We start from the raw sequence: 19,646 nt of genomic DNA, 5'->3' as shown, positions 1-19,646 counted from the left end.
GCGGTCGCGCCGATGGCTTTGGCTGGTCTGAGCCATTTTCGCGATCGTGGGGTACCTGGTGAAAAGATCAAGATCCGTGCTGCTCAGCGCCGTGCTGGCGCTGTCGCTGGCCACACCGGCGCATGCCGACCCGCTCTCCGCTCCGCTCGGCCCGCCGCCGGTCGAGAGCGCGCCCGCCTTCTCTTCCGCGCGGGAGGCCCCGGCCGTCGCCGCGGCGCCCGCCGCCGACGACGGCCTCGAGACCAGCAGCGCCACCAACGCGGTGGCGCCTGGTCTGAACCTCACCCAGTTCGACCGCTTCGACCCGAAGGGCTGGATCCGCGGCGACGCATTGAGCGTCGACCTCACCAGCAAGGTCCTGAAGCCGACCTACCTCAGCCCGGGCACCGTTTCCGCGCGCACCCCGCTGTCCCAGCAGGTCGCTCGCGCCGGTGCGATCGCGGGCGTCAACGGCGACTTCTTCGACATCAACGCGTCCGGCGCGCCGCTCGGCGTCGGGATCGACAAGGGCGAGCTGCACAACGCGCCCGCGTCGGGGCACAACACCACGGCCGCGATCACCGAGCAGGGGCGCGCGAAGCTTGCCGACATCTTCCTCGAAGCGTCGGTCACGCTGCCGGACGGCCGCGCTGTCCCCGCCACGAACTTCAACAGCCCGGTGCTCGGCAAGGACGCTCTCGGCGTGTACACGCCGCTCTGGGGCGCTTCGGCGCGCGCGACGTCGGTTGCCGGTGCACAGCGCGTCACCGAGGTCGAGATCCGCGACGGCGTCGTGACCCAGGTGCGTCCGCAGCCAGCGGACGGCCCGATTCCGGCTGGCAGCACGCTGTTGCTCGGCCGGGAAGCCGGCGCGGACACGTTGTCGGCGCTGCACGTCGGTGACCGCGTGGGCGTTTCGTACGCGCCACGGACCGACGCGGGCAAGATCGCGGTCGCGGTCGGCGGGAACAAGACGCTGCTGAAGGACGGACAGCTCCAGCAACTCGACGACGTCACTCTCGCACCGCGTACCGGCGTCGGTTTTTCCGCTGACGGCAAGCGGATGTGGCTCGTCACGGTGGACGGCCGCCAGGCCGACAGCCGCGGCATGACCGAACTGGAAATGGCGCGGCAGCTCAAGCGGCTCGGTGCCGACGACGCGATCAACCTCGACGGCGGCGGCTCCTCGACGCTGCTCGCGCGTGGCGAGGGGGAGGCCGCTCCGGCGGTGCGCAACTCGCCTTCGGACGGCGGGGAACGCTTGGTGCCCAACGGCATCGGCGTCGCGACCGTGCCCGGCAGCGGACGGCTGACCGGGTTCGCGCCCGCCCCCGCGCAGGAGGGCGACAACTCGGCCCGCGTGCTGTCCGGCCTGAGCCGCGCGCTCGTGCCGAACGGGCACGACGAAACCGGGGCCGCAGTGGCGTCCAGGCCGTTCTGGACCACGTCGAACCCGTTCCGCGGCACTGTCACGAAGAACGTCTTCACCGCGCAGCCCGACTTCCTGCACCCGGACGCGCGAGCCGACGTGACTGTCACCGCGCACCAGAATTTCGTGAACGGCCGCACGAAGCTGACCGTGCTGGGCAAGCCGGTCCGTCTCGGCGCGAGCACCAAGCAGGTCGCGCTGTCGGGCTCCGACGCGCGCGGCGAGTTCCAGGTCTACGGCTACGACGCGGACGGTTACGGCACCTGGATCGAACCGTCGGACGTGAAGCTGGAATACGACCCCGCTGTGGTGAAGATCGAACCGTCGGGCAAGGGTTTCGCGGTCACCGCGAAGACCGCGTCCGGGGCCACTGCGGTCACCGTGCACGCGGGCGGGAAGACCATGCACCTGGCGGCTTCGGTGGGTGCCGAAGCGCGCGTAGCGGCTCCGTTGGCCGGGCCGGAGGGTTGGTCCGCCACGGTGTATCCGGCCGTCGTCGGCGCAGCGCTGTCGTCGGCGGACGGACGCAATGGCGGTAAGGGCCTGGCGCTCGACTATCGGCTCACCGGCACTACTGCCACTCGCGCCGCGTATGTCAACGCTGCCAACCCGATTCCGGTGCCCGCTGGCACGCAGAAGATCGGCATGTGGATCAACGGCGACGGCAAGGGAGCCTGGATCCGCGCGGAACTTCGCGACGGAGCCAACACTGCGTCCATTGTGGACCTTTCGCGCAACGTCGACTGGACCGGCTGGCGGTACGTGACCGCCGCGGTGCCCGCCGGATTGCCGGACGGGCAGCGCCTCACCCGGTTCTACGCCGTCGAAACCGTGGCCGCCAAGCAGTACGAGGGCAAACTGGTCTTCAACGACCTCACCTTCGAGGTCGCCCCGACCACCTCCGTGCCGCACGATCCGGCTGTTCCGGACCCGGCGCTGGTCGCCAACGGCACGCTCGGCAAGGGCGGACTGAAGATCGCGGTCGTCAGCGACGCCCAGTTCACTTCCGACGCTCCGGACGGCCCGCTGGTCGCCCAGGCCCGCCGGGCGTTGCGCGAGGCAGTGGCCGCGAAACCGGACCTCGTCCTGATCAACGGCGACTTCGTGGACCGCGGCACCGCGCCGGACTTCGTGCTGGCCCGCAAGATCATCACCGAGGAACTGGACGGCCGCGTTCCCTGGTACTACGTCCCCGGCAACCACGAAGCCGAGGGCGGCGACGGCCTGAAGAACTTCCAGGCAGCCTTCGGGGAAACGCACCGCGTGGTCGACGTGCACGGTGTACGGCTGATCCTGATGGATTCGTCGCGGGGTTCTTTGCGCGCGGGCGGATTCGACCAGGTCCGCATGATGCGCGAGGCGCTCGACAACGCCGCGCAGGACCGCTCGGTGCGCGGTGTGGTCGTCGCGATGCACCATCCGGTGAAGGATCCGAGCCCGACCGGCAATTCGCAGCTGGGCGACCGGAAAGAAGCCGCTTTGCTGCAGACGTGGCTGACCGGTTTCGAGGAGAAGTCCGGCAAACCGGCTGCCTCGCTGGCCTCGCACGCGGGCGTGTTCGGCCTGTCGCGCACGGACGGCGTGCCGTATCTGGTGAACGGCAACTCGGGCAAGACTCCCGCCGCGGGCCCCGGCGACGGCGGTTTCGTCGGCTGGACCCTGGTGCGGGTCGACCCGGCGGACCGCGGCCAGCCGGTGCGGTTCGAGACGCGCCCGAATGTCGACGCGCTGACGGTGACCGGACCGGGCACTCTCTCGTGGGGCGGTACCGGGAAGGTGACTGCCGCGGTGATGCAGGAAGGTCGGTCGATTCCGGTGGCGTACCCGGTGAGCGCTGCTTGGGGCGGTCGCGGGGTGCACATCGGGAGCTGGCCGCCCGCGCCGTGGGACGTGGTGTCGCTCGACCCGGCCACCGGGACGGTCCGGGGCTTGCGTCCCGGGACGGCGGAGATTTCGGTGACGGTGAACGGGGTGTCCCGTTCGGTGCCGGTGACGGTTCGCTGATCCGGCTTGGGCCGGGCGGTGCGAGTCCACATAGGACGCCAGTCTTGGTGAAATGACCGATTCACACTCATTTGACCGAGTCTGCTCGTCTGTGAGGGAGGGAGCGCGGTGTGCGGTCTGTGAGGGCCTCCTTGAGGGAATCAGATTCCCTCAAGGAGGCCCTCACAGACGACCCAGTCCCGCTCCCGCTGTCCGCCAGCCCGCCACAAGCCGCACCGGCACTGGCCAGCCCTTCGAATTGGGCAGACGAGCCTCAACGGCACGCACAGCGCCAGCTTAAGTTCCTGGCATGGGAATCTGATTCCCTCAGGGGTCCCCTCACCGGCCGCAAACCCCGGCGCTGGCGCCGGCCCTGACGGGAGGCCCGGCACGCCTCAACGCACCCATGGCGCCACCGTGGGTCCCAGGCGTGCGGGGCTGAGGCCGGTGCGGGCAACCTGGGTCTCGCGGAAACCGGTCGAGAATTGTCGGTGCCTCCCTCTACTGTCGTTCCTCGTGGGTGAGTCGGCGACGGAACCAGCGCTCGTGCAAGCGAAGGCGCTGGTCAAACGGTTCGGAGAATTCGAGGCAGTCCGCGGCATCGACGTCGAGGTGCGGCCAGGGGAGGCGTTCGGCTTCCTCGGGCCGAACGGCGCCGGGAAGTCGTCGACGATGCGGATGATCGCGTGCGTGTCCCCGCGCACCGACGGCGATCTGCGCGTCCTCGGCATGGACCCGAATGCCGACGGGCCGCGGATCCGCGCGCGGCTCGGCGTGGTGCCGCAGGAGGACAACCTCGACGTAGAGCTGACCGTCCGGCAGAACCTGCACGTCTACGGGCGCTATTTCGGGCTTTCCCGCGCGCACGTCCGGCGCAAGGCGGTCGAGCTGATGGAGTTCGCGCAGCTGTCCGATCGCGCCGAGAAACCGGTCGATTCCCTGTCCGGCGGCATGAAGCGGCGGCTCACCATCGCCCGGTCGCTGGTCAACGACCCGGAACTGCTGCTGCTCGACGAACCGACCACCGGTCTCGACCCGCAGGCGCGGCATCTGTTGTGGGACCGGCTTTTCCGCCTCAAGGCGCGCGGCACCACGCTGATCGTCACGACCCACTACATGGACGAAGCAGAACAGCTCTGCGATCGCTTGGTCGTCATGGACGGCGGCCGGATCGCCGCGGAAGGCTCGCCCGCCGACCTGATCGCCCGGCATTCCACCCGGGAAGTGGTCGAGCTGCGGTTCGCGCCGGGGGAGCAGCAGGGTGCGGCCGACCGGCTCGACGGGCTGGCCGAACGCGTCGAAGTCCTCCCGGACCGGGTGCTGCTGTACACGATGACCGGCGAGGCGACCCTGGAGCGAGCCCACGAGCGCGGCCTGCGCCCGTTGTCGAGCCTGGTGCGGCGCAGTTCCCTGGAGGACGTCTTCCTCCGCCTCACCGGCCGGACGTTGGTGGACTGATGACCGCTCCCGCCACCGGCCGCGTGGTCGGCCGGTTCCACGGCGCCTGGCTGCGCGTCGAGGGCTACTGGACCTGGTACCGCAGGCACTGGCTCAGCACGCTCTACTCCACCGGCCTGCAACCGGTGCTGTTCCTCGCCGCGATGGGGCTCGGCTTCGGCTCGCAGGTCAAAGCGGGCCCGGCGACCGGCGGCGTGTCGTACCTCGCGTACGTCGCCCCGGCGCTGCTCGTGGCCGGTGCGGCGCAGCAGGGCGTCAGCGAGTCGAGCTATCCGGTGCTCAGCGGATTCAAATGGCAGAAGGACTATCTGGCGGTCACCGCGACGCCGGTGTCCCCGGGACAGGTCCTCGGCGGGCACCAGATCTGGACCATCCTGCGGCTCGCCCTCTCCGGCGCGGTCTACGCGCTCATCGCGTTGCTGTTCGGCGCGTGGGCCAACGCGGGGGCGCTGCTGGTGATCCTCGTCGGCGTCCTCACCGGGCTCGCCTGCGGATCGCTGATGGCCGCGATGGCGGCGTGGACCTTCGACGAGGGACAGCGGTTCGGGCTGGTCTTCCGCTTCATCGTCATCCCGATGACCCTGTTCTCCGGCACGTTCTTCCCGATCTCCCAGCTGCCGCTGTACCTGCGCTGGCTCGCCTGGATTTCCCCGCTGTGGCACGGCACCGAGCTGTCCCGCGCCGCCACGCTCGGCGGACGCGAGCTGCTCCCGGTGCTCGGGCACCTCGCGTATCTGGCGGCGCTGGTCGCGATCGGCTGGGCGATCGCGCACCGCGGCTTCTACCGACGGCTGGTGGCGTGATGACCGACCTGCGCAGTGCCCCGATTCTCCCGCAGCGGCGCGGAATTCTGCTCCGCGTCCTGCCCGCGGGCATGTACAGCGGCCGCGCGACCGCGTTGATCGAACGCGCGCTCACCGTCTACGGGCGGTCGTGGACGATCCTCGTGTCCGGCGCGCTCGAGCCGTTGTTCTACCTGCTCGCGTTCCAGGTCGGCTTCGGCAAGCTGGTCACCACCGTGCCGGGGCCGGACGGGCAGCCGATGAGCTACGTCGCGTTCGTCGCGCCCGCGCTGCTGGCGTCGTCGGCGATGAACGGCGCGGTCTTCGAGTGCACGTACAACCTGTTCTTCAAACTGCGCTACGCCAAAACGTACGACGCGATGCTGGCCACCCCGGTCGGCCCGCTCGACGTCGCGCTCGGCGAGATCGCCTGGGCGATGATGCGCGGCGGCCTCTACTCGGTCGCGTTCCTGGCGGTCACCGGCGTGATGGGGCTGCTGACGTCGTGGTGGGCGCTGCTGCTCCTGCCCGCCGCGCTGCTGGTGTCGTTCGCGTTCGCGGCCATCAGCATCACCCTGGTCAGCTTCCTGAAGTCGACGTCCCAGTTCGACTACATCCAGCTCGTCCTGATGCCGATGTTCCTGTTCTCCACCACGTTCTTCCCGATCACGGTCTATCCGGAAGCGCTGCAGTGGCTGGTCCGCTGCTTCCCGCTCTACCACGGGATCGAGCTGATGCGCGGGCTGGCGACCGGCATCTTCTCCTGGAGCATGCTGGGCAACCTCGCGTACCTGCTGGTGCTCGCCGCGATCGGGATCTGGGGCGCGACAAGGAGGATCGCGAAACTGCTGCTGACCTGAGGGCGAGGCTCAGCGAGCCGGGCTGGGCAGTCCGGGCGCCGCGGGTGCCACCGCGGACCGGGCGTCGACGAGGCCGTGGCCGTAGAAGCCGTTGTATCCGTCGTAGCCGGAGCAGTAGGCGTCCTGGGCGCCGTCGCCGGTGAGGTCGTAGCTGTCCGGGCACGGCATCGGCGTCGCGCGGGAGTCGAGCGCGCGGCGCAGTTCGGCGGCCGGCCACGTGGGATGCACCGACTTGAGCAGCGCCAGCACTCCGGCGACGTGCGGCGCTGCCATCGACGTCCCGCACAGCGGCGCGTACCCGCCCGGCACGGTCGACACCACGCACCGGTCGTCGTCTCCGCCCGGGGCGGTGACATCGACCACACCGAGGCCGTACGAGCTGTAGCTCGACTTCACCCGGTCCGGGCTGACCGCCGACGCCGTCACCACGTCCCGCAACCCGGCAGGCAGCGCCTCGCATTTGCCGGCGGCGGACGGCGAACCCGAGCGGGCCGACGGCGTGAGGTCGACGGCCTCGTTGGTCGCGGCGGCGACGTTCAGCGTGCCCTGCGAGGTCGCGTACTCCACGGCCCGCGCCAGCACCTCGTGCACCACGCCGCGGTCGTTGCCGCGCACACAGGACAGGGACCACGGGTTCACGAACCAGCTGCTGTTGGCGACCGGCAGATGCCGCGCGGCCGACCACATGATCCCGCAGACCGCCGCCTCGGGATCGGCGTAGCCGCGGTCGTCGATGACTTTCACCGAAGCGATCCGCACACCCGGCGCGACGCCGGTGATGCCCTTGCCGTCGTCGGCGGCGGCGATGATGCCCGCGACGTGCGTGCCGTGGACCGAGGTCGTCGGCTGCCACGCGGCTGGGCTCGGGTCCGGGACGCCGGTGAGACAGCCCGCCGAGTCGTCCGGGTCGATCGCGGCGGCAAGGTCGGGGTGCTTCGGGTCGACGCCGGAGTCCAGCACGCCGACGACCACCGCGCGGCTGCCGCCGGTGACCTGGTGCGCGGCCGGGGCCCCGATCAAGTTCATGTCCCACTGCTGCGCGGACAGGTCCGCGGTGGGGACGCGCACCGGGTCGCTGAGCGGGAGCTCGGCCCGCGCGGGCTGCGCGGCGGCGCCCGGCTGTTCGGCGGCCGTCCGGGTGGCTTGCGCGCTGAACGCCCGTTCCGGGCCGAGCCGGTCCGCGAACCCCCGATCGGCTGACGTGACGACCGCCACGGAAATCTGCGGGTAGTAGCCGACGAGCTGCCCGCAGCCCGCGTTCGACTGCTGGCGGGCGGAAGATTCCGGGGTGCCGCGGTCGAACGCGACGACGTACCGCACCGTCCGCCCGTCCGCGGAGCACCCGGGACTCGCGGCGGCGCCGGGGGAGACCGCGGCGCATCCGGCGAGGGCCAGGAGGGAGCACACGGCCGCCCGCAGCGGCCGCGCCAGCAGAGACACCGGACCTCCCACCGCGCGCGGGGCTATGCCGGGCGCCCGCGCGAGCGCCCGAGCCCGCACGCTAACCACCCCGGGCCCGGCGCGACAAGCGAAGCGCGGAAGTTCGCCCGGGCGCATGATCGCGGCACGCCCGGGCGCCTGCCCCGGGACACCGACTACACCGGGTGCGCCCCCGGGTGTGGGATACTCGCGTTGGCCGCTGCGCCGACGGGCATCCCGCCCGCGTCGTGAGCGGCCCGGAGGAGTGCCGGACCGGCACCACGCGCGTCGCCCCCGGGAGGCCGGGCCAAGGTCGATGTCGTGGCGGGTGGCCCGGGGGTCGCGAGCAGGCCGGCACCCCGCCGAGCAGACCAGGAACCGAGCGGCCGCCGACCGGCGGACCGCACGGCTGCCAGCAGGATTCCCGCCGCTGGTCACCACCACGGCGGGCACGGAACAGAAAGGGCCCCTGCGCGGCCGCGTCACCACCGGTGCGAACCGGCTGACGCGCCCGGGGGCGGAGGAGACACATGTCGAACGCGGACACACCCGCCGATCAGACCGGCGGGAATACCGTCGCACCCACGACCAGCAGGCTGGGCGAGCTGCCGCCGCGCATCCGCGTGCACGCGCTGGCCAAGCTGCTCGGCCTGAGCAGCCGCGACCTGCTCGGCAAGCTCGCCGAGCTGGGGGAGAGCCCCCGCAGCGCCCAGTCGAGCGTGACCAAGGAGGTCGCGCACCGCGTGGCGGTGATCCTCGACGCGGAGGCCTCCGGCGAACCCGTCGAGACCGGCGACGCCGGGGACACCGCTGCCGAGCAGGCCGCCGGAGCCCAGGACGGCGAGGCCGCCCCGGAAGCCGCCGCCCAGGGCAGTGCCGCCGACCAGACTGCCGCCGGCCAGGACGCCGCCGCGCAGGAAACCGCGATCCCGGAAGCCGCCGCTCAGAGCGCTGCCCCGGAAGCCGCGGAGTCCGGCGCCGCTTCTCCGGGATCCGCCGCGGCGCAGGACACCGCTGCCGCCGAGCCCGCCGCGACCCAGGAGACCGGCCAGGAAGCCGCCGAGCAGGAATCCGCTCCGGAGGCCGCCGAGAAGACCGGCCGCACCCGCACCCGTCGCGCCCGCCGGGCCGTCGCGCCCGCGATCCCCGCCGAGCAGCAGGAAACCGAACAGGCCACCCCGGCCCGGGGCCCGGTGCACGTGCCGGTCTTCGCCGCGCCGTCGCCGGTGTTCCTGCCGCCCGAGCCCGCGCAGCAGACGCGCACCAAGCCCGAGCCGGTCTTCGGCGTCGGCGAGGCTCCCGCGCAGGCGGAACGCCCCGACCGCACCGCCGACACCGCTGAGGAAGAGACCTCCGGCGAGGCCCGCGACGAGCGTTCCGACGAGGACGGCGACGACGCGAGCGGCCGTCGCCGGCGCCGCCGCGGCCGCCGCGGCCGCGGCCGCGGCAAGGGCGGCGACGAGGCCCAGTCCGAGAACGAGGACGAAACCTCCGAAGACTCGCAAGCCCAGCAGGCCCCGCAGGCCAAGGACACCAAAGACCCCAAGGACGGCAAGGACAAGACCGAAAAGCCGGACGAGGCGGCCGAGGCCGACGCGGACTCCGACGACGACGCCGAGTCCGACAGCGGCAGCAAACGCCGCCGCCGTCGCCGTCGCCGCAAGGGCGGGGACGACGACGCTGCCGAGACGACCGGCACCGACGACCCGCCGAACACCGTCACGCACGTCCGCCAGGCGAAGGCCGCCGAGACCGAGCGCCCGGCGCGCGACGAGGTGCGCAGCGTCCGCGGTTCGACGCGGCTGGAGGCCAAGCGCCAGCGCCGCCGCGACGGCCGCGAGGCGGGCCGCCGCCGCGCCCCGATCCTGTCCGAGGCCGAGTTCCTCGCCCGCCGCGAGTCGGTCGAGCGCACCATGGTCGTCGCCGAGAAGGGCGACTCCACGCAGATCGCCGTGCTCGAGGACGGGGTGCTGGTCGAGCACTTCCTGACGTCGTCGGGCACCGGCTCGATCGTCGGCAACGTCTACCTCGGCCGCGTCCAGAACGTGCTGCCCAGCATGGAGGCCGCGTTCATCGACATCGGCCGCGGCCGCAACGCCGTGCTCTACGCCGGCGAGGTCGACTGGGATTCGGCCGGGCTGGAGGGCAAGGCGCGCAAGATCGAGCAGGCGCTCTCCACCGGCGACAGCGTCCTGGTGCAGGTCACCAAGGACCCGGTCGGGCACAAGGGCGCCCGGCTCACCACGCAGATCTCGCTGCCCGGCCGCTTCCTCGTCTACGTCCCCGCGGGCGGGGCCACCGGCATCTCCCGCAAGCTGCCGGAGAACGAGCGCCGCAGGCTCAAGGACATCCTCAAGCGGATCGTCCCGGAGGACGCGGGCGTCATCATCCGCACCGCGTCGGAGGGCATCGGCGAGGAGGAGCTGGGCCGCGACGTCGACCGCCTCAAGGCGCAGTGGGACGTCATCAAGGAGAAGGCCGCCGCCGCTTCCGGCAAGAAGGGCAGCGCGCCGACCATGCTCTACGAAGAGCCGGACCTGCTGGTCAAGGTCGTGCGCGATCTCTTCACCGAGGACTTCGCCAAGCTCGAGGTCCAGGGCAGCAGGCCGTGGGACACGATCAACGACTACGTCCGGCACGTCGCGCCCGACCTGGCCGACCGGCTCAAGCGCTACACCGGCACCGGCGACGCGTTCGCCGACCACCGGATCGACGAGCAGATCACGAAGGCGCTCGACCGCAAGGTCTGGCTGCCCTCGGGCGGCTACCTGGTCATCGACCGCACCGAGGCGATGACCGTGATCGACGTCAACACCGGCAAGTTCACCGGCTCGGGCGGCAACCTCGAGGAGACGGTGACCCGCAACAACCTGGAGTCGGCGGAGGAGATCGTCCGCCAGCTGCGGCTGCGGGACATCGGCGGCATCATCGTCATCGACTTCATCGACATGGTGCTCGAGTCCAACCGCGAGCTGGTGCTGCGCAGGCTGACCGAATGCCTCGGCCGCGACCGCACGCGCCACCAGGTGGCCGAAGTCACGTCGCTGGGCCTCGTGCAGATGACGCGCAAGAAGATCGGCACCGGGCTGCTCGAGGCGTTCTCCACGCCGTGCGAGCACTGCAAGGGCCGCGGCGTCGTCGTGTCCACCGAACCGCAGCGCACCGGCGGCGGCCACAACGGGGGCGGCGGGAACGGCCACAACGGCGGCAACGGGCACAACGGCCACAACCACGGCGGCGACACCAAGAGCTCGCGGCGGTCCCGCGGCCGCGGCAAGGGCGAGGAGCAGCACTACGAGCCCAAGCCGGAGCAGTCCGCCCCGGCTCCGACTCCGGTGCAACGCGAGTCGGTGGTGTCGGCGGTGCAGGCCGTGGCCAACGCGTCCAAGGCGAAGCACGAGCACCACGCTCCGGAGGCGGCCGAGGCCGGGAAGCCCGCGGAGCAGGACGCTGTGCCCGGAAAGCCCGAGCAGGCTGAGAAGTCTGAGCAGGCCGGGCAGTCCGAGCAGTTCGGGCAGCCCGAAAGGTCTGAGAAGGCCGAGAACGAGACGGAGGCCCCGGCCGCCGTCCAGCAGCCGGAGCCCGCGGCAGGCCAGGCCGCGCCGGAGGCGGAAGCCAAGCAGCCCGAGACCGCTTCGGCGGCCCCGGACGAGGAACCCGAAGTCGACGTCCCGGCCCCGGCCGTGCGCAGCACCCGGCGCCGCCCGCGCCGCGCCGCTTCGCGTCCGGCAGGGCCGCCGGTGAAGGCTTCGGACCAGAGTTGATCCACCACGGGTACCCCGGGTGCAGCAGTGCCCGGGGCCTCCCGTAACCTGTAGTACGGCTCATCGCAAGCATGAGCCGCTGCGCGAGCACCTGGACCGTCTTAGGGCGGGCCGGCCGCGCCAGCCCCCTAACCCATTGTCGAGTAATGCAGGAGACATCCGTGTCGGCGTACGCGATCGTCAAGACCGGCGGCAAGCAGTACAAGGTTGCCGTTGGCGACGTCGTCGAGGTCGAGAAGCTCGAGGGCGAGCCGGGCACCGAGCACACCTTCCCCGCCGTGCTGTTCGTGGACGGTGGCGAGGTCACCACGGACGCCGACGCGTTGGCGAAGGTCTCGGTCACCGGCAAGGTCGTCGAGCAGACCAAGGGTCCGAAGATCCGGATCCACAAGTTCAAGAACAAGACCGGCTACCACAAGCGCCAGGGTCACCGGCAGAAGCTGACCCGCGTCGAGGTCACCGGAATCTCCAAGTAGTTCTTCGAACTTTCGAGACTGAAACCTTTTCGAGAAGGGGCTTGAGCGATGGCTCACAAGAAGGGTGCGTCCAGCTCCCGCAACGGTCGTGATTCGAACGCCCAGCGACTGGGCGTGAAGCGCTTCGGCGGCCAGGAGGTGAACGCGGGCGAGATCCTGATCCGCCAGCGGGGCACCAAGTTCCACCCCGGCGTGAACGTCGGCCGCGGTGGCGACGACACGCTGTTCGCGCTCGCCGCCGGTGCGGTCGAGTTCGGCTCGAAGCGCGGCCGCAAGACGGTCAACATCGTGCCAGTCGAGGCCTGATTTTCGGTCTCGGCAGCGTCAGAACCTCCAAGCGAGGGGTGGGACCGGAATAACTCCGGCACCACCCCTCGTTTGTTTTTGTCCGGATACTTTTTTCGCACGTGAAGTGAGGCAAACCCATGGCGTCCCGGTTCGTGGACCGCGCGGTCATCCATCTGACCGCCGGGGACGGGGGAAACGGCTGTGCCTCGGTGCACCGCGAGAAGTTCAAGCCGCTCGGCGGCCCGGACGGCGGCAACGGCGGCAACGGCGGTGACGTCACCCTCGTCGTCGACGCCAACGTGCACACCCTCCTCGACTTCCACTTCCGCCCGCACGCCCGCGCCGGCAACGGCAAAATGGGCATGGGCAGCAACCGCAACGGCGCCGCCGGCGAGGGCCTGGAAATGAAGGTCCCGCCGGGCACCGTGGTGTTCACCGAGGACGGCGAACTCGTCGCCGACCTCACCAGCCCCGGCACCCGGTTCGTCGCCGCGCAGGGCGGCCGCGGCGGGCTCGGCAACGCCGCGCTCGCGTCGAAGGCCCGCAAGGCGCCGGGGTTCGCGCTGCTCGGCGAGCCCGGCGAAAGCCGCAACCTCGTGCTGGAGCTGCGTTCGGTCGCCGACGTCGGCCTGCTCGGCTTCCCGTCCGCGGGCAAGTCGTCGCTGATTTCCGTGCTGTCCGCGGCGAAGCCGAAGATCGCCGACTACCCGTTCACCACCCTCGTGCCGAACCTCGGCGTCATCACCGCGGGCTCGTCGGTGTTCACGATGGCCGACGTGCCGGGCCTGATCCCGGGCGCGTCCGAGGGCCGCGGCCTCGGCCTGGACTTCCTGCGCCACATCGAACGCTGCGCCGTGCTGGTGCACGTGGTCGACTGCGCGACGCTGGAGCCGGGCCGCGATCCGCTGTCCGATGTGGACGCTCTCGAGAACGAGCTGGCCCGCTACACCCCGGGGCTCGGCGGCAAGCTCGAGGAACGCCCGCGCGTGGTGGTGCTGAACAAGATCGACATCCCGGAAGCGGCCGAGCTGGCCGAGTTCGTGCGTCCGGACCTGGAGGCTCGCGGGCTGCGGGTGTTCGAGGTGTCCACCGCGTCGCGCAAGGGCTTGAAGGAGCTGAGCTTCGCGCTGGCGGAGGTCGTCGAGGCCTACCGCGAGGCGCAGCCGGTGCTGGAGCCGGAGAAGATCGTGCTGCGCCCGCTCGCGATCGACGACAGCGGGTTCACCGTCGAGCGCGACCCGGAGGAAGAAGGCGGGTTCATCGTCCGCGGCCCGCGCCCGGAACGGTGGATCCGGCAGACGAACTTCGCCAACGACGAGGCCGTCGGCTACCTCGCGGACCGGCTCAACCGGCTCGGCGTCGAGGAAGCGCTGGCGAAGAACGGCGCACGGCCGGGCAGCCCGGTCACCATCGGCGACATCCAGTTCGAATGGCAGCCCTCCACTCCGGGCGTCGCGGTGCACCTGTCCGGACGCGGCACGGACGTCCGGCTGGAGCGCACCGACCGCGTCAGCGCGTCCGAGCGCAAGGAAGCCCGCCGGGTCCGCCGCGACGGCACCGACGAGGACGAGGATCTGGTCGAAGAAGAGACCGTCTCGTCTGTCGATGCCGAACTGGACGACGTGTGGAAGGACGAGGAGCAGGCGGAGCGCGACCGGTGAGCGGCACGCGCCAGGAGATCGCTCAGGCGCGCCGGCTGGTCGTCAAGGTCGGTTCCTCGGCGCTGACCACCGCGGGCAGCGGCCTCGACGTGTCCCGCCTCGACGCTCTCGTCGACGCCATCGCGGACCGCGTGGCTCGCGACGCGCAGATCGTGCTGGTGTCCTCGGGCGCGATCGGCGCCGGGCTGTCTCCGCTGAAACTGGGCAAGCGTCCGCGCGACCTGGCCACCCAGCAGGCCGCGGCGAGTGTCGGACAGCTCGCGCTGGCGCACGCGTACGCGGAATCGTTCGGCCGCTACTCCCTGACCGTCGGCCAGGTGCTGCTCACTTCGGACGATGTCGTCCGCCGCTCGCACTACCGCAACGCGCAGCGCACGTTCTCCCGGCTGCTCGCGCTCGGCGCGGTGCCGGTCGTGAACGAGAACGACACCGTTGCCACGCAAGAGATCCGCTTCGGCGACAACGACCGGCTCGCCGCGCTCGTGGCGCACCTCGTCGGCGCGGACGCGCTCGTCCTGCTGTCCGATGTGGACGGTCTGTACGACGGCGACCCGCGCGACGGCGCGACCCGCAAGATCACCGAGGTGCGCGGAGAGTCCGATGTGGAGGGCATCGCGGTCGGGATGTCGTCCTCCGGGCTCGGCACCGGCGGCATGGTCTCGAAGCTCTCCGCCGCGCGCACCGCGGCCGGAGCGGGAATCCCGGTGCTGCTGGCCGCTGCCGCCGACGCCGGGGACGCGCTGCGCGCCGCGAGCGTCGGCACCGCGTTCGCGCCCGCCGACACCCGGCTGTCCGCCCGCCGGTTCTGGCTCGGCTACGCCGCCGACACGTCCGGCCGTCTCCGTCTCGACGACGGCGCGGTGCGGGCGATCCTGCGCCGCCGGTCCCTGCTGGCGGCCGGGATCACCGGGCTGGACGGGGATTTCGAGGCGGGCGACGTGGTCGACCTGGTGGATTCCGCGGACGTCCCGGTGGCGCGCGGGGTGGTCGGGTTCGACGCGGGGGAGCTGCCGGCGTTGATCGGCCGGTCGAGCCACGAGGTCCCGGTGGAGCACCGCCGGGAGGTCGTGCACGCGGACGACCTGGTTCCGCTGCGTCGTTAAGAGCCTGCGAGATGCCGGGCGATGCGAGCGAGCTGCTCCGCGTAGCGCTCGACGAATGTTTCTGACGACGGATCCTCCCCGGTGAGCGCCTTCGCGATCCGGGGCAGCGACATCGGTGCGCTCGCCGCCGCCATCAGCATCAGCAGCAGCGTTTCCGGGTCCACATCGGGCGGAAAATCGCCTGCTTCCTGGCGGGCCCGCATGTATTTGAGCTGTCCCTGCAGGAACTCGCGCTGGGATTCCGCACCGGCCTCGTCCGGGGTGTCCTCGGCCATGTTCTCCCGCAGGAACAGCCGGGCCTGGTCCTGGTCGGCGAGCCCGCCCCTGGCGAAGTCCGCGAGCACGTCCGCGAGCGGCCGGTCCGGTGTGGTCATCGCGGCGAACCCGGCGAACGGTTCGCTGGCGACCTCGGCGTACAGGCCTTCCTTGCCGCCGAAGTAGTACGAGATCAGCTGTTTGTTCACTCCCGCGCGCTGCGCGATGTCGCTGACCCGCGCGGCGGCGTACCCCTTGCTGGCGAACTCGGCTTTCGCCGCCGCGAAGATGCGGGCCTTCGTGCGTTCGGGATCACGCTGACGCTCGCCTGAGCGCGGCGCGCGGCGCGGGGTCGTCTCGGACACCTGGTCAGCCTAACCGACGCATTAATCATCCTGGAGGTTGACACAATCATCCGCACGGGTAATTATGGTCGCAGGCGACTGAAGAGGGGAACAGCCATGAAGAAGATCAAGGTGGCGGTGGTGGGCGGCGGCACCGGCGGGTTGTGCCTGGCGCACGGCTTGGCGCGAGCCGGAGTCGAGGTGGCGGTATACGAGCGCAGCCGCACGCGAACGGAACGTCTGCAGGGCTACCGCGTGCACATCGCGCCGATGGGCTCGGCCGCGTTGCACGAGTGCCTCCCGTCGGCGGCGTGGGAACAGTTTTTGGCCACCACCGGGGTAAGCGGCGGCGCGTTCGGTTTTGTCACCGAGCGCATGCGCGAGCTGGCGATCTTCACCGTTCCGCCCCCTGCCGATCCGGTCGCCGCGCACCATTCGGTCAGCCGGATCTCGATGCACCAGGTGCTGTCGTCCGGACTGGACGGGATCCTCTGGTACGACAAGGAATTCGTGCGCTACGAGACCGGCGGCAAAGGGGTCGGCCTGCACTTCGCGGACGGCACCACCGCCGAAGCGGACCTGGTGGTCGGCGCGGACGGCGCGAGCTCCCGGGTCCGCACGCAACTGTTGCCGCACGCGAAGCGGGTGGACACCGGAATCCGCACCGTCATCGGCAAATTCCCGTTGACCGAAGAGTCTCGCGCCCAGCTTCCGCAGCAGCTGGCGACGGCGCCGACGCTCGTGCTGCCCCCGCCGGGCTGCGGGATGTTCACCGCGCCGCACGAGTTTCCGGCGGCGTCGGTGAACGACGAGACCGCGGCGGTCGACCCGGTGCTGTTCGACAACACCGGCAGCTACGTAATGTGGTCCTACGGCGCGAAGGCCGCGCACTTCCCGGCCGACCTCGCCGAGCTGGACGGGCCCGCGCTCCGTTCGCTGATACTGGACCGGATCCGCGAGTGGCACCCGTCGTTCAGCCGGTTGGTGCGGGATTCGCCGGACGGCACGGTGAGCATGCTGCCGATCCGCACGTCGGTCCCGGTCCGCGCGTGGGAGACCGGACCGGTCACCCTGCTCGGAGACGCCGCGCACAGCATGACGCCGTTTCGCGGCATCGGCGCGAACATCGCCCTGCGCGACGCACAAGTGTTGTGCCGCAACCTTTCCCGCGGCGGCGACGTAACGGCCGCGGTCGCCGACTACGAGCGGCAAATGCGGAAGTACGCGTATCCGCAGGTGCGTGGTTCGCTGCGCAGCGCCGGGCAGTTCGTGACGGAGAGCCGGTTCAGCCGCGGCGCGATGCGCGCGTCGATGGCCGCGCTCGGGGCGGGCATCTCGTTGCGGCGGAAGCTGCGAGGCTGAGGTCAGCCCGCGCCGTACCAGCGACCGCCCGGCGGCATGGCGTACTCCGTGTACAGAAGCGCGGACAGAGTTTGCCAGCCGGTTTCGTCCGCGGCGAACGTCCGGCCGCCCGGCGCGATCAGCACGGCCTGGCCGCTCGCGTCGGCGACCAGTGAGATCGGCACCCGGAACTCGTCGTAGTCGTGCCGCACGAGCCAGCGCCACCCGACCGTGAACCGGCGGCGCGCGGTCACCGGGTACCGCACGTCGACGTCGGAAATCCCGGTTCCGACCGTGGTCCACAGCGGAGTGACGCGGAGTCCGGCCAGGTGGACGAGCTGCGGTTTCTTGCCGTCGGATTCGAAACGGTAATACGGGCGCCTGCGCCACTGCTCCCAGCGCAGCCGCCATCGTTCGCGGCGGATCGGACCGCGCAGCCGGGACAGCGCTTCGTCGACCAGCGCGAGGGCGCGGGCGTAATCGGGATCGTTGCGGGACACGAGATTCTCCCCTCTCTCGCGCCCGAAGCTACTGAAACGGCTGGGGACCGGTCCCGCTTTCCTTTTCCCTTCGCGTACGGAGCTGGAACTTTTGGATTTGCCGCTGGCGGCCCGGGGGAGTTCCGGAAACAGTCTGCGCTGCTCGAAGAAGGCTTGGCGAGCGGCGAGTTCACCGTCACATCGACGTGGCGCGGTGAACTGCCGCCCGCCACACAGGGGAAGCGGTGGGCGATACCTTGACGGCGATCGTCCACATCGGACAGTGACCTAGAGGCGGCGCGGGGCCTCGATGCCGAGCAGAGCCAAGCCCTGAACCAGCGTGCGCGACGTAAGCGTGGCCAGCTGTACCCGCGAAGCGCGCAGCTCCGGCGTTTCGGCGGTCAGCACCGGGCACTGTTCGTAGAAGCGCGAAAACGTGACCGCTGTGTCGTACAGGTACGTACAGAGCTTGTGCGGCGCGTACGCGGACGTCGCCGCGCTGATCGCTTCGCTGAACCGCAGCAGCGTCAGAGCGAGCGCGCGTTCCGCTGGTTCTTGAAGCAGAACGGGTGCGTTTTCAACGGCGTCGCCCGCCTTGGCGAGGATCGACTCGATCCGCGCGTGCGCGTACTGCAGGTAGACGGACGTGTTGCCGTCCTTGGCGAGCATGCGGTCCCAGTCGAACACGTAGTCGCGTTCGCGGTCGCTGGAGAGGTCGGCGTACTTCACCGCGCCGATCCCGACTGCGCGCGCGACCTCCCGCTGCTCTTCCTTGCTGAGTTCACTGCGCTCGGCAACGACTTCCGCGGCCTGCGCCACCGCTTCGTCGAGCAGATTGGCGAGCTTGATCGTCTCGCCGGCACGGGTGCGCATCACCTTGCCGTCCGCGCCGAGGATCGAGCCGAACCCGATGTGCTCGGCGTGCACGCCGTCGAGCCAGCCGGCCGCACGCGCCACCGCGAAGATCATCGCGAAGTGCTGAGCCTGCGGGGTGCCGACGACGTACAGCAGATCGGTCGCGCCGCGCTCGGCGGTCCAGTAGCGGATGGTGGCGAGGTCGGTGGCCGCGTAGCCGTAGCCGCCGTCGCGCTTGCGGACGATCAGCGGGAGCCGGTCGCCCTCGCGGTTGGTGAAGCCTTCCGGGAACACGCAGACCGCGCCGTCGCTGATCTCGGTGAGCCCGTCGGCTTCGAGTTCGTCGACGACCTCGCCCAGGTACGGGTTGTAGAAACTCTCGCCGTAGATGTCCTCGTCGGTGAGCGTGACGCCGAGCTGGCGGTAGGCCGCGTTGAAGTGCCGTGTCGACTCGTCGACTAGTTCCTGCCAGAAGGCGAGCGTTTCCGGGTCGCCGCCCTGGAGTTTCACCACGCGCTCGCGGGCGCGGGTCGCGAACGCCTCGTCGGCGTCGAATTTCCGCCGCGCCGCCTGGTAGAACGCGTTGAGGTCGCTGCGGTCGCCGGACGGTTCGTCCAGATGGTGCTCGATGAGCATGCCGAACGGCGTGCCCCAGTCGCCGAGGTGGTTGTGCGGCAGCACTTCGTGCCCGACGAAGCGCAGCAGCCTGCTGATCGCGTCGCCGATCACCGTGGAACGCAGGTGCCCGACGTGCATTTCCTTGGCGACGTTGGGACTGCTGTAGTCGAGCGCGACCCGGCGCGGCTGCTCTGCTTCGGCGACGCCGAGCCGGTCGTCTCGCGCCTGCTCGGCGACGCGCTTCTCGAGCCATTCGCGGCGCAGCACGAAGTTCAGGAATCCCGGCCCGGCGATCCCGGGCTCGTCGGCGATCCCGTCCAGCTCCAGGTTCCCGACGATCCCGGCCGCGACCTCGCGCGGCGGTTTGCCGAGCCGCTTGCCGAGGCTCATCGCCAGGTTGCACTGGTAGTCGACACCGTCGCGAGTGGACACCGCGATGAGCGCCGCGGACGGGTCGAGGTCGATGTCGAACGCGCGGCGGAGCGCTGCCACCACGCGTCGGGCCAGTTCCTCACTAACCTCGGGCTTGCGCACGGTGTCCCTCCTTCGCGT

General features: G+C 70.8%; 14 protein-coding genes. 10 read left to right on the top strand and 4 right to left on the bottom strand.

Features of this window, described 5'->3' with window-relative positions; genetic code table 11:
* Positions 1-76 precede the first annotated feature (76 nt).
* The 4 genes from ACWGIC_RS29245 (at position 77) to ACWGIC_RS29230 (ending at position 6,491) form a co-directional block, all read left to right on the top strand.
* Complete coding sequence (locus ACWGIC_RS29245) at positions 77-3,412, top strand: phosphodiester glycosidase family protein (protein ID WP_452079137.1); 3,336 nt, start codon at positions 77-79, stop codon at positions 3,410-3,412.
* A gap of 495 nt (positions 3,413-3,907) precedes the next feature.
* Positions 3,908-4,849 carry an ABC transporter ATP-binding protein gene (locus ACWGIC_RS29240; protein WP_452079136.1) on the top strand — a complete coding sequence of 314 codons (942 nt, stop codon included), beginning with the start codon at positions 3,908-3,910 and terminating at the stop codon, positions 4,847-4,849.
* Positions 4,849-5,652: an ABC transporter permease gene (locus ACWGIC_RS29235; RefSeq protein WP_452079135.1), complete on the top strand. Its 804-nt coding sequence runs from the start codon at positions 4,849-4,851 to the stop codon at positions 5,650-5,652. The genes ACWGIC_RS29240 and ACWGIC_RS29235 overlap by 1 nt, the downstream gene beginning before the upstream one ends.
* The gene (locus tag ACWGIC_RS29230) at positions 5,652-6,491 is read left to right on the top strand and encodes an ABC transporter permease (protein ID WP_452079134.1); all 840 of its coding nucleotides are present in this window, start codon (positions 5,652-5,654) and stop codon (positions 6,489-6,491) included. Before ACWGIC_RS29235 ends, ACWGIC_RS29230 begins: the two co-directional genes overlap by 1 nt.
* Positions 6,492-6,500: 9 nt before the next feature.
* Here ACWGIC_RS29230 and ACWGIC_RS29225 read toward each other — a convergent pair whose 3' ends face one another.
* Complete coding sequence (locus ACWGIC_RS29225) at positions 6,501-7,931, bottom strand: S8 family peptidase (protein ID WP_452079133.1); 1,431 nt, start codon at positions 7,929-7,931, stop codon at positions 6,501-6,503.
* A 509-nt stretch (positions 7,932-8,440) separates the two neighbouring features.
* Between ACWGIC_RS29225 and ACWGIC_RS29220 the strand changes: the two genes are divergently transcribed.
* From ACWGIC_RS29220 to proB, 5 genes are all read left to right on the top strand, one after another.
* Positions 8,441-11,674 (top strand): translation initiation factor IF-2 N-terminal domain-containing protein, encoded by a 3,234-nt coding sequence (locus tag ACWGIC_RS29220; RefSeq protein ID WP_452079132.1) that lies wholly within the window; start codon positions 8,441-8,443, stop codon positions 11,672-11,674.
* Positions 11,675-11,835: 161 nt separating this feature from the next.
* Positions 11,836-12,150, top strand: a complete 315-nt coding sequence (rplU, locus tag ACWGIC_RS29215) for a 50S ribosomal protein L21 (protein WP_009081084.1) — start codon at positions 11,836-11,838, stop codon at positions 12,148-12,150.
* A gap of 48 nt (positions 12,151-12,198) precedes the next feature.
* Positions 12,199-12,456, top strand: coding sequence for a 50S ribosomal protein L27 (gene rpmA, locus ACWGIC_RS29210; RefSeq protein WP_009081082.1), 258 nt, complete (start codon positions 12,199-12,201; stop codon positions 12,454-12,456).
* A 119-nt stretch (positions 12,457-12,575) separates the two neighbouring features.
* Positions 12,576-14,099 carry a GTPase ObgE gene (gene obgE / locus ACWGIC_RS29205; RefSeq protein ID WP_452079131.1) on the top strand — a complete coding sequence of 508 codons (1,524 nt, stop codon included), beginning with the start codon at positions 12,576-12,578 and terminating at the stop codon, positions 14,097-14,099.
* Positions 14,096-15,202 carry a glutamate 5-kinase gene (gene proB, locus ACWGIC_RS29200; protein ID WP_452079130.1) on the top strand — a complete coding sequence of 369 codons (1,107 nt, stop codon included), beginning with the start codon at positions 14,096-14,098 and terminating at the stop codon, positions 15,200-15,202. The genes obgE and proB overlap by 4 nt, the downstream gene beginning before the upstream one ends.
* Here the strand turns inward: proB and ACWGIC_RS29195 are convergent.
* A complete protein-coding gene (locus ACWGIC_RS29195; protein ID WP_452079129.1) occupies positions 15,199-15,822 on the bottom strand; it encodes a TetR/AcrR family transcriptional regulator in 624 nt (207 codons plus the stop codon). The genes proB and ACWGIC_RS29195 overlap by 4 nt on opposite strands.
* A gap of 96 nt (positions 15,823-15,918) precedes the next feature.
* On the opposite strand from ACWGIC_RS29195, the gene ACWGIC_RS29190 reads away from it, so the two are divergent.
* Positions 15,919-17,163 carry an FAD-dependent oxidoreductase gene (locus ACWGIC_RS29190; protein WP_452079128.1) on the top strand — a complete coding sequence of 415 codons (1,245 nt, stop codon included), beginning with the start codon at positions 15,919-15,921 and terminating at the stop codon, positions 17,161-17,163.
* A 2-nt stretch (positions 17,164-17,165) separates the two neighbouring features.
* Here ACWGIC_RS29190 and ACWGIC_RS29185 read toward each other — a convergent pair whose 3' ends face one another.
* Together ACWGIC_RS29185 and argS are read right to left on the bottom strand one after the other, a co-directional pair.
* Positions 17,166-17,642 (bottom strand): hypothetical protein, encoded by a 477-nt coding sequence (locus ACWGIC_RS29185; RefSeq protein WP_452079127.1) that lies wholly within the window; start codon positions 17,640-17,642, stop codon positions 17,166-17,168.
* 267 nt (positions 17,643-17,909) lie between these two features.
* Positions 17,910-19,628 (bottom strand): arginine--tRNA ligase, encoded by a 1,719-nt coding sequence (gene argS / locus ACWGIC_RS29180; protein WP_452079126.1) that lies wholly within the window; start codon positions 19,626-19,628, stop codon positions 17,910-17,912.
* Between the last annotated feature and the right edge of the window lie 18 nt (positions 19,629-19,646).

Source organism: Amycolatopsis sp. NPDC054798, from assembly GCF_053611505.1.
The sequence above is the reverse complement of the archived record's forward strand: the minus strand, read 5'-3'. Positions and strand labels throughout refer to the sequence as shown.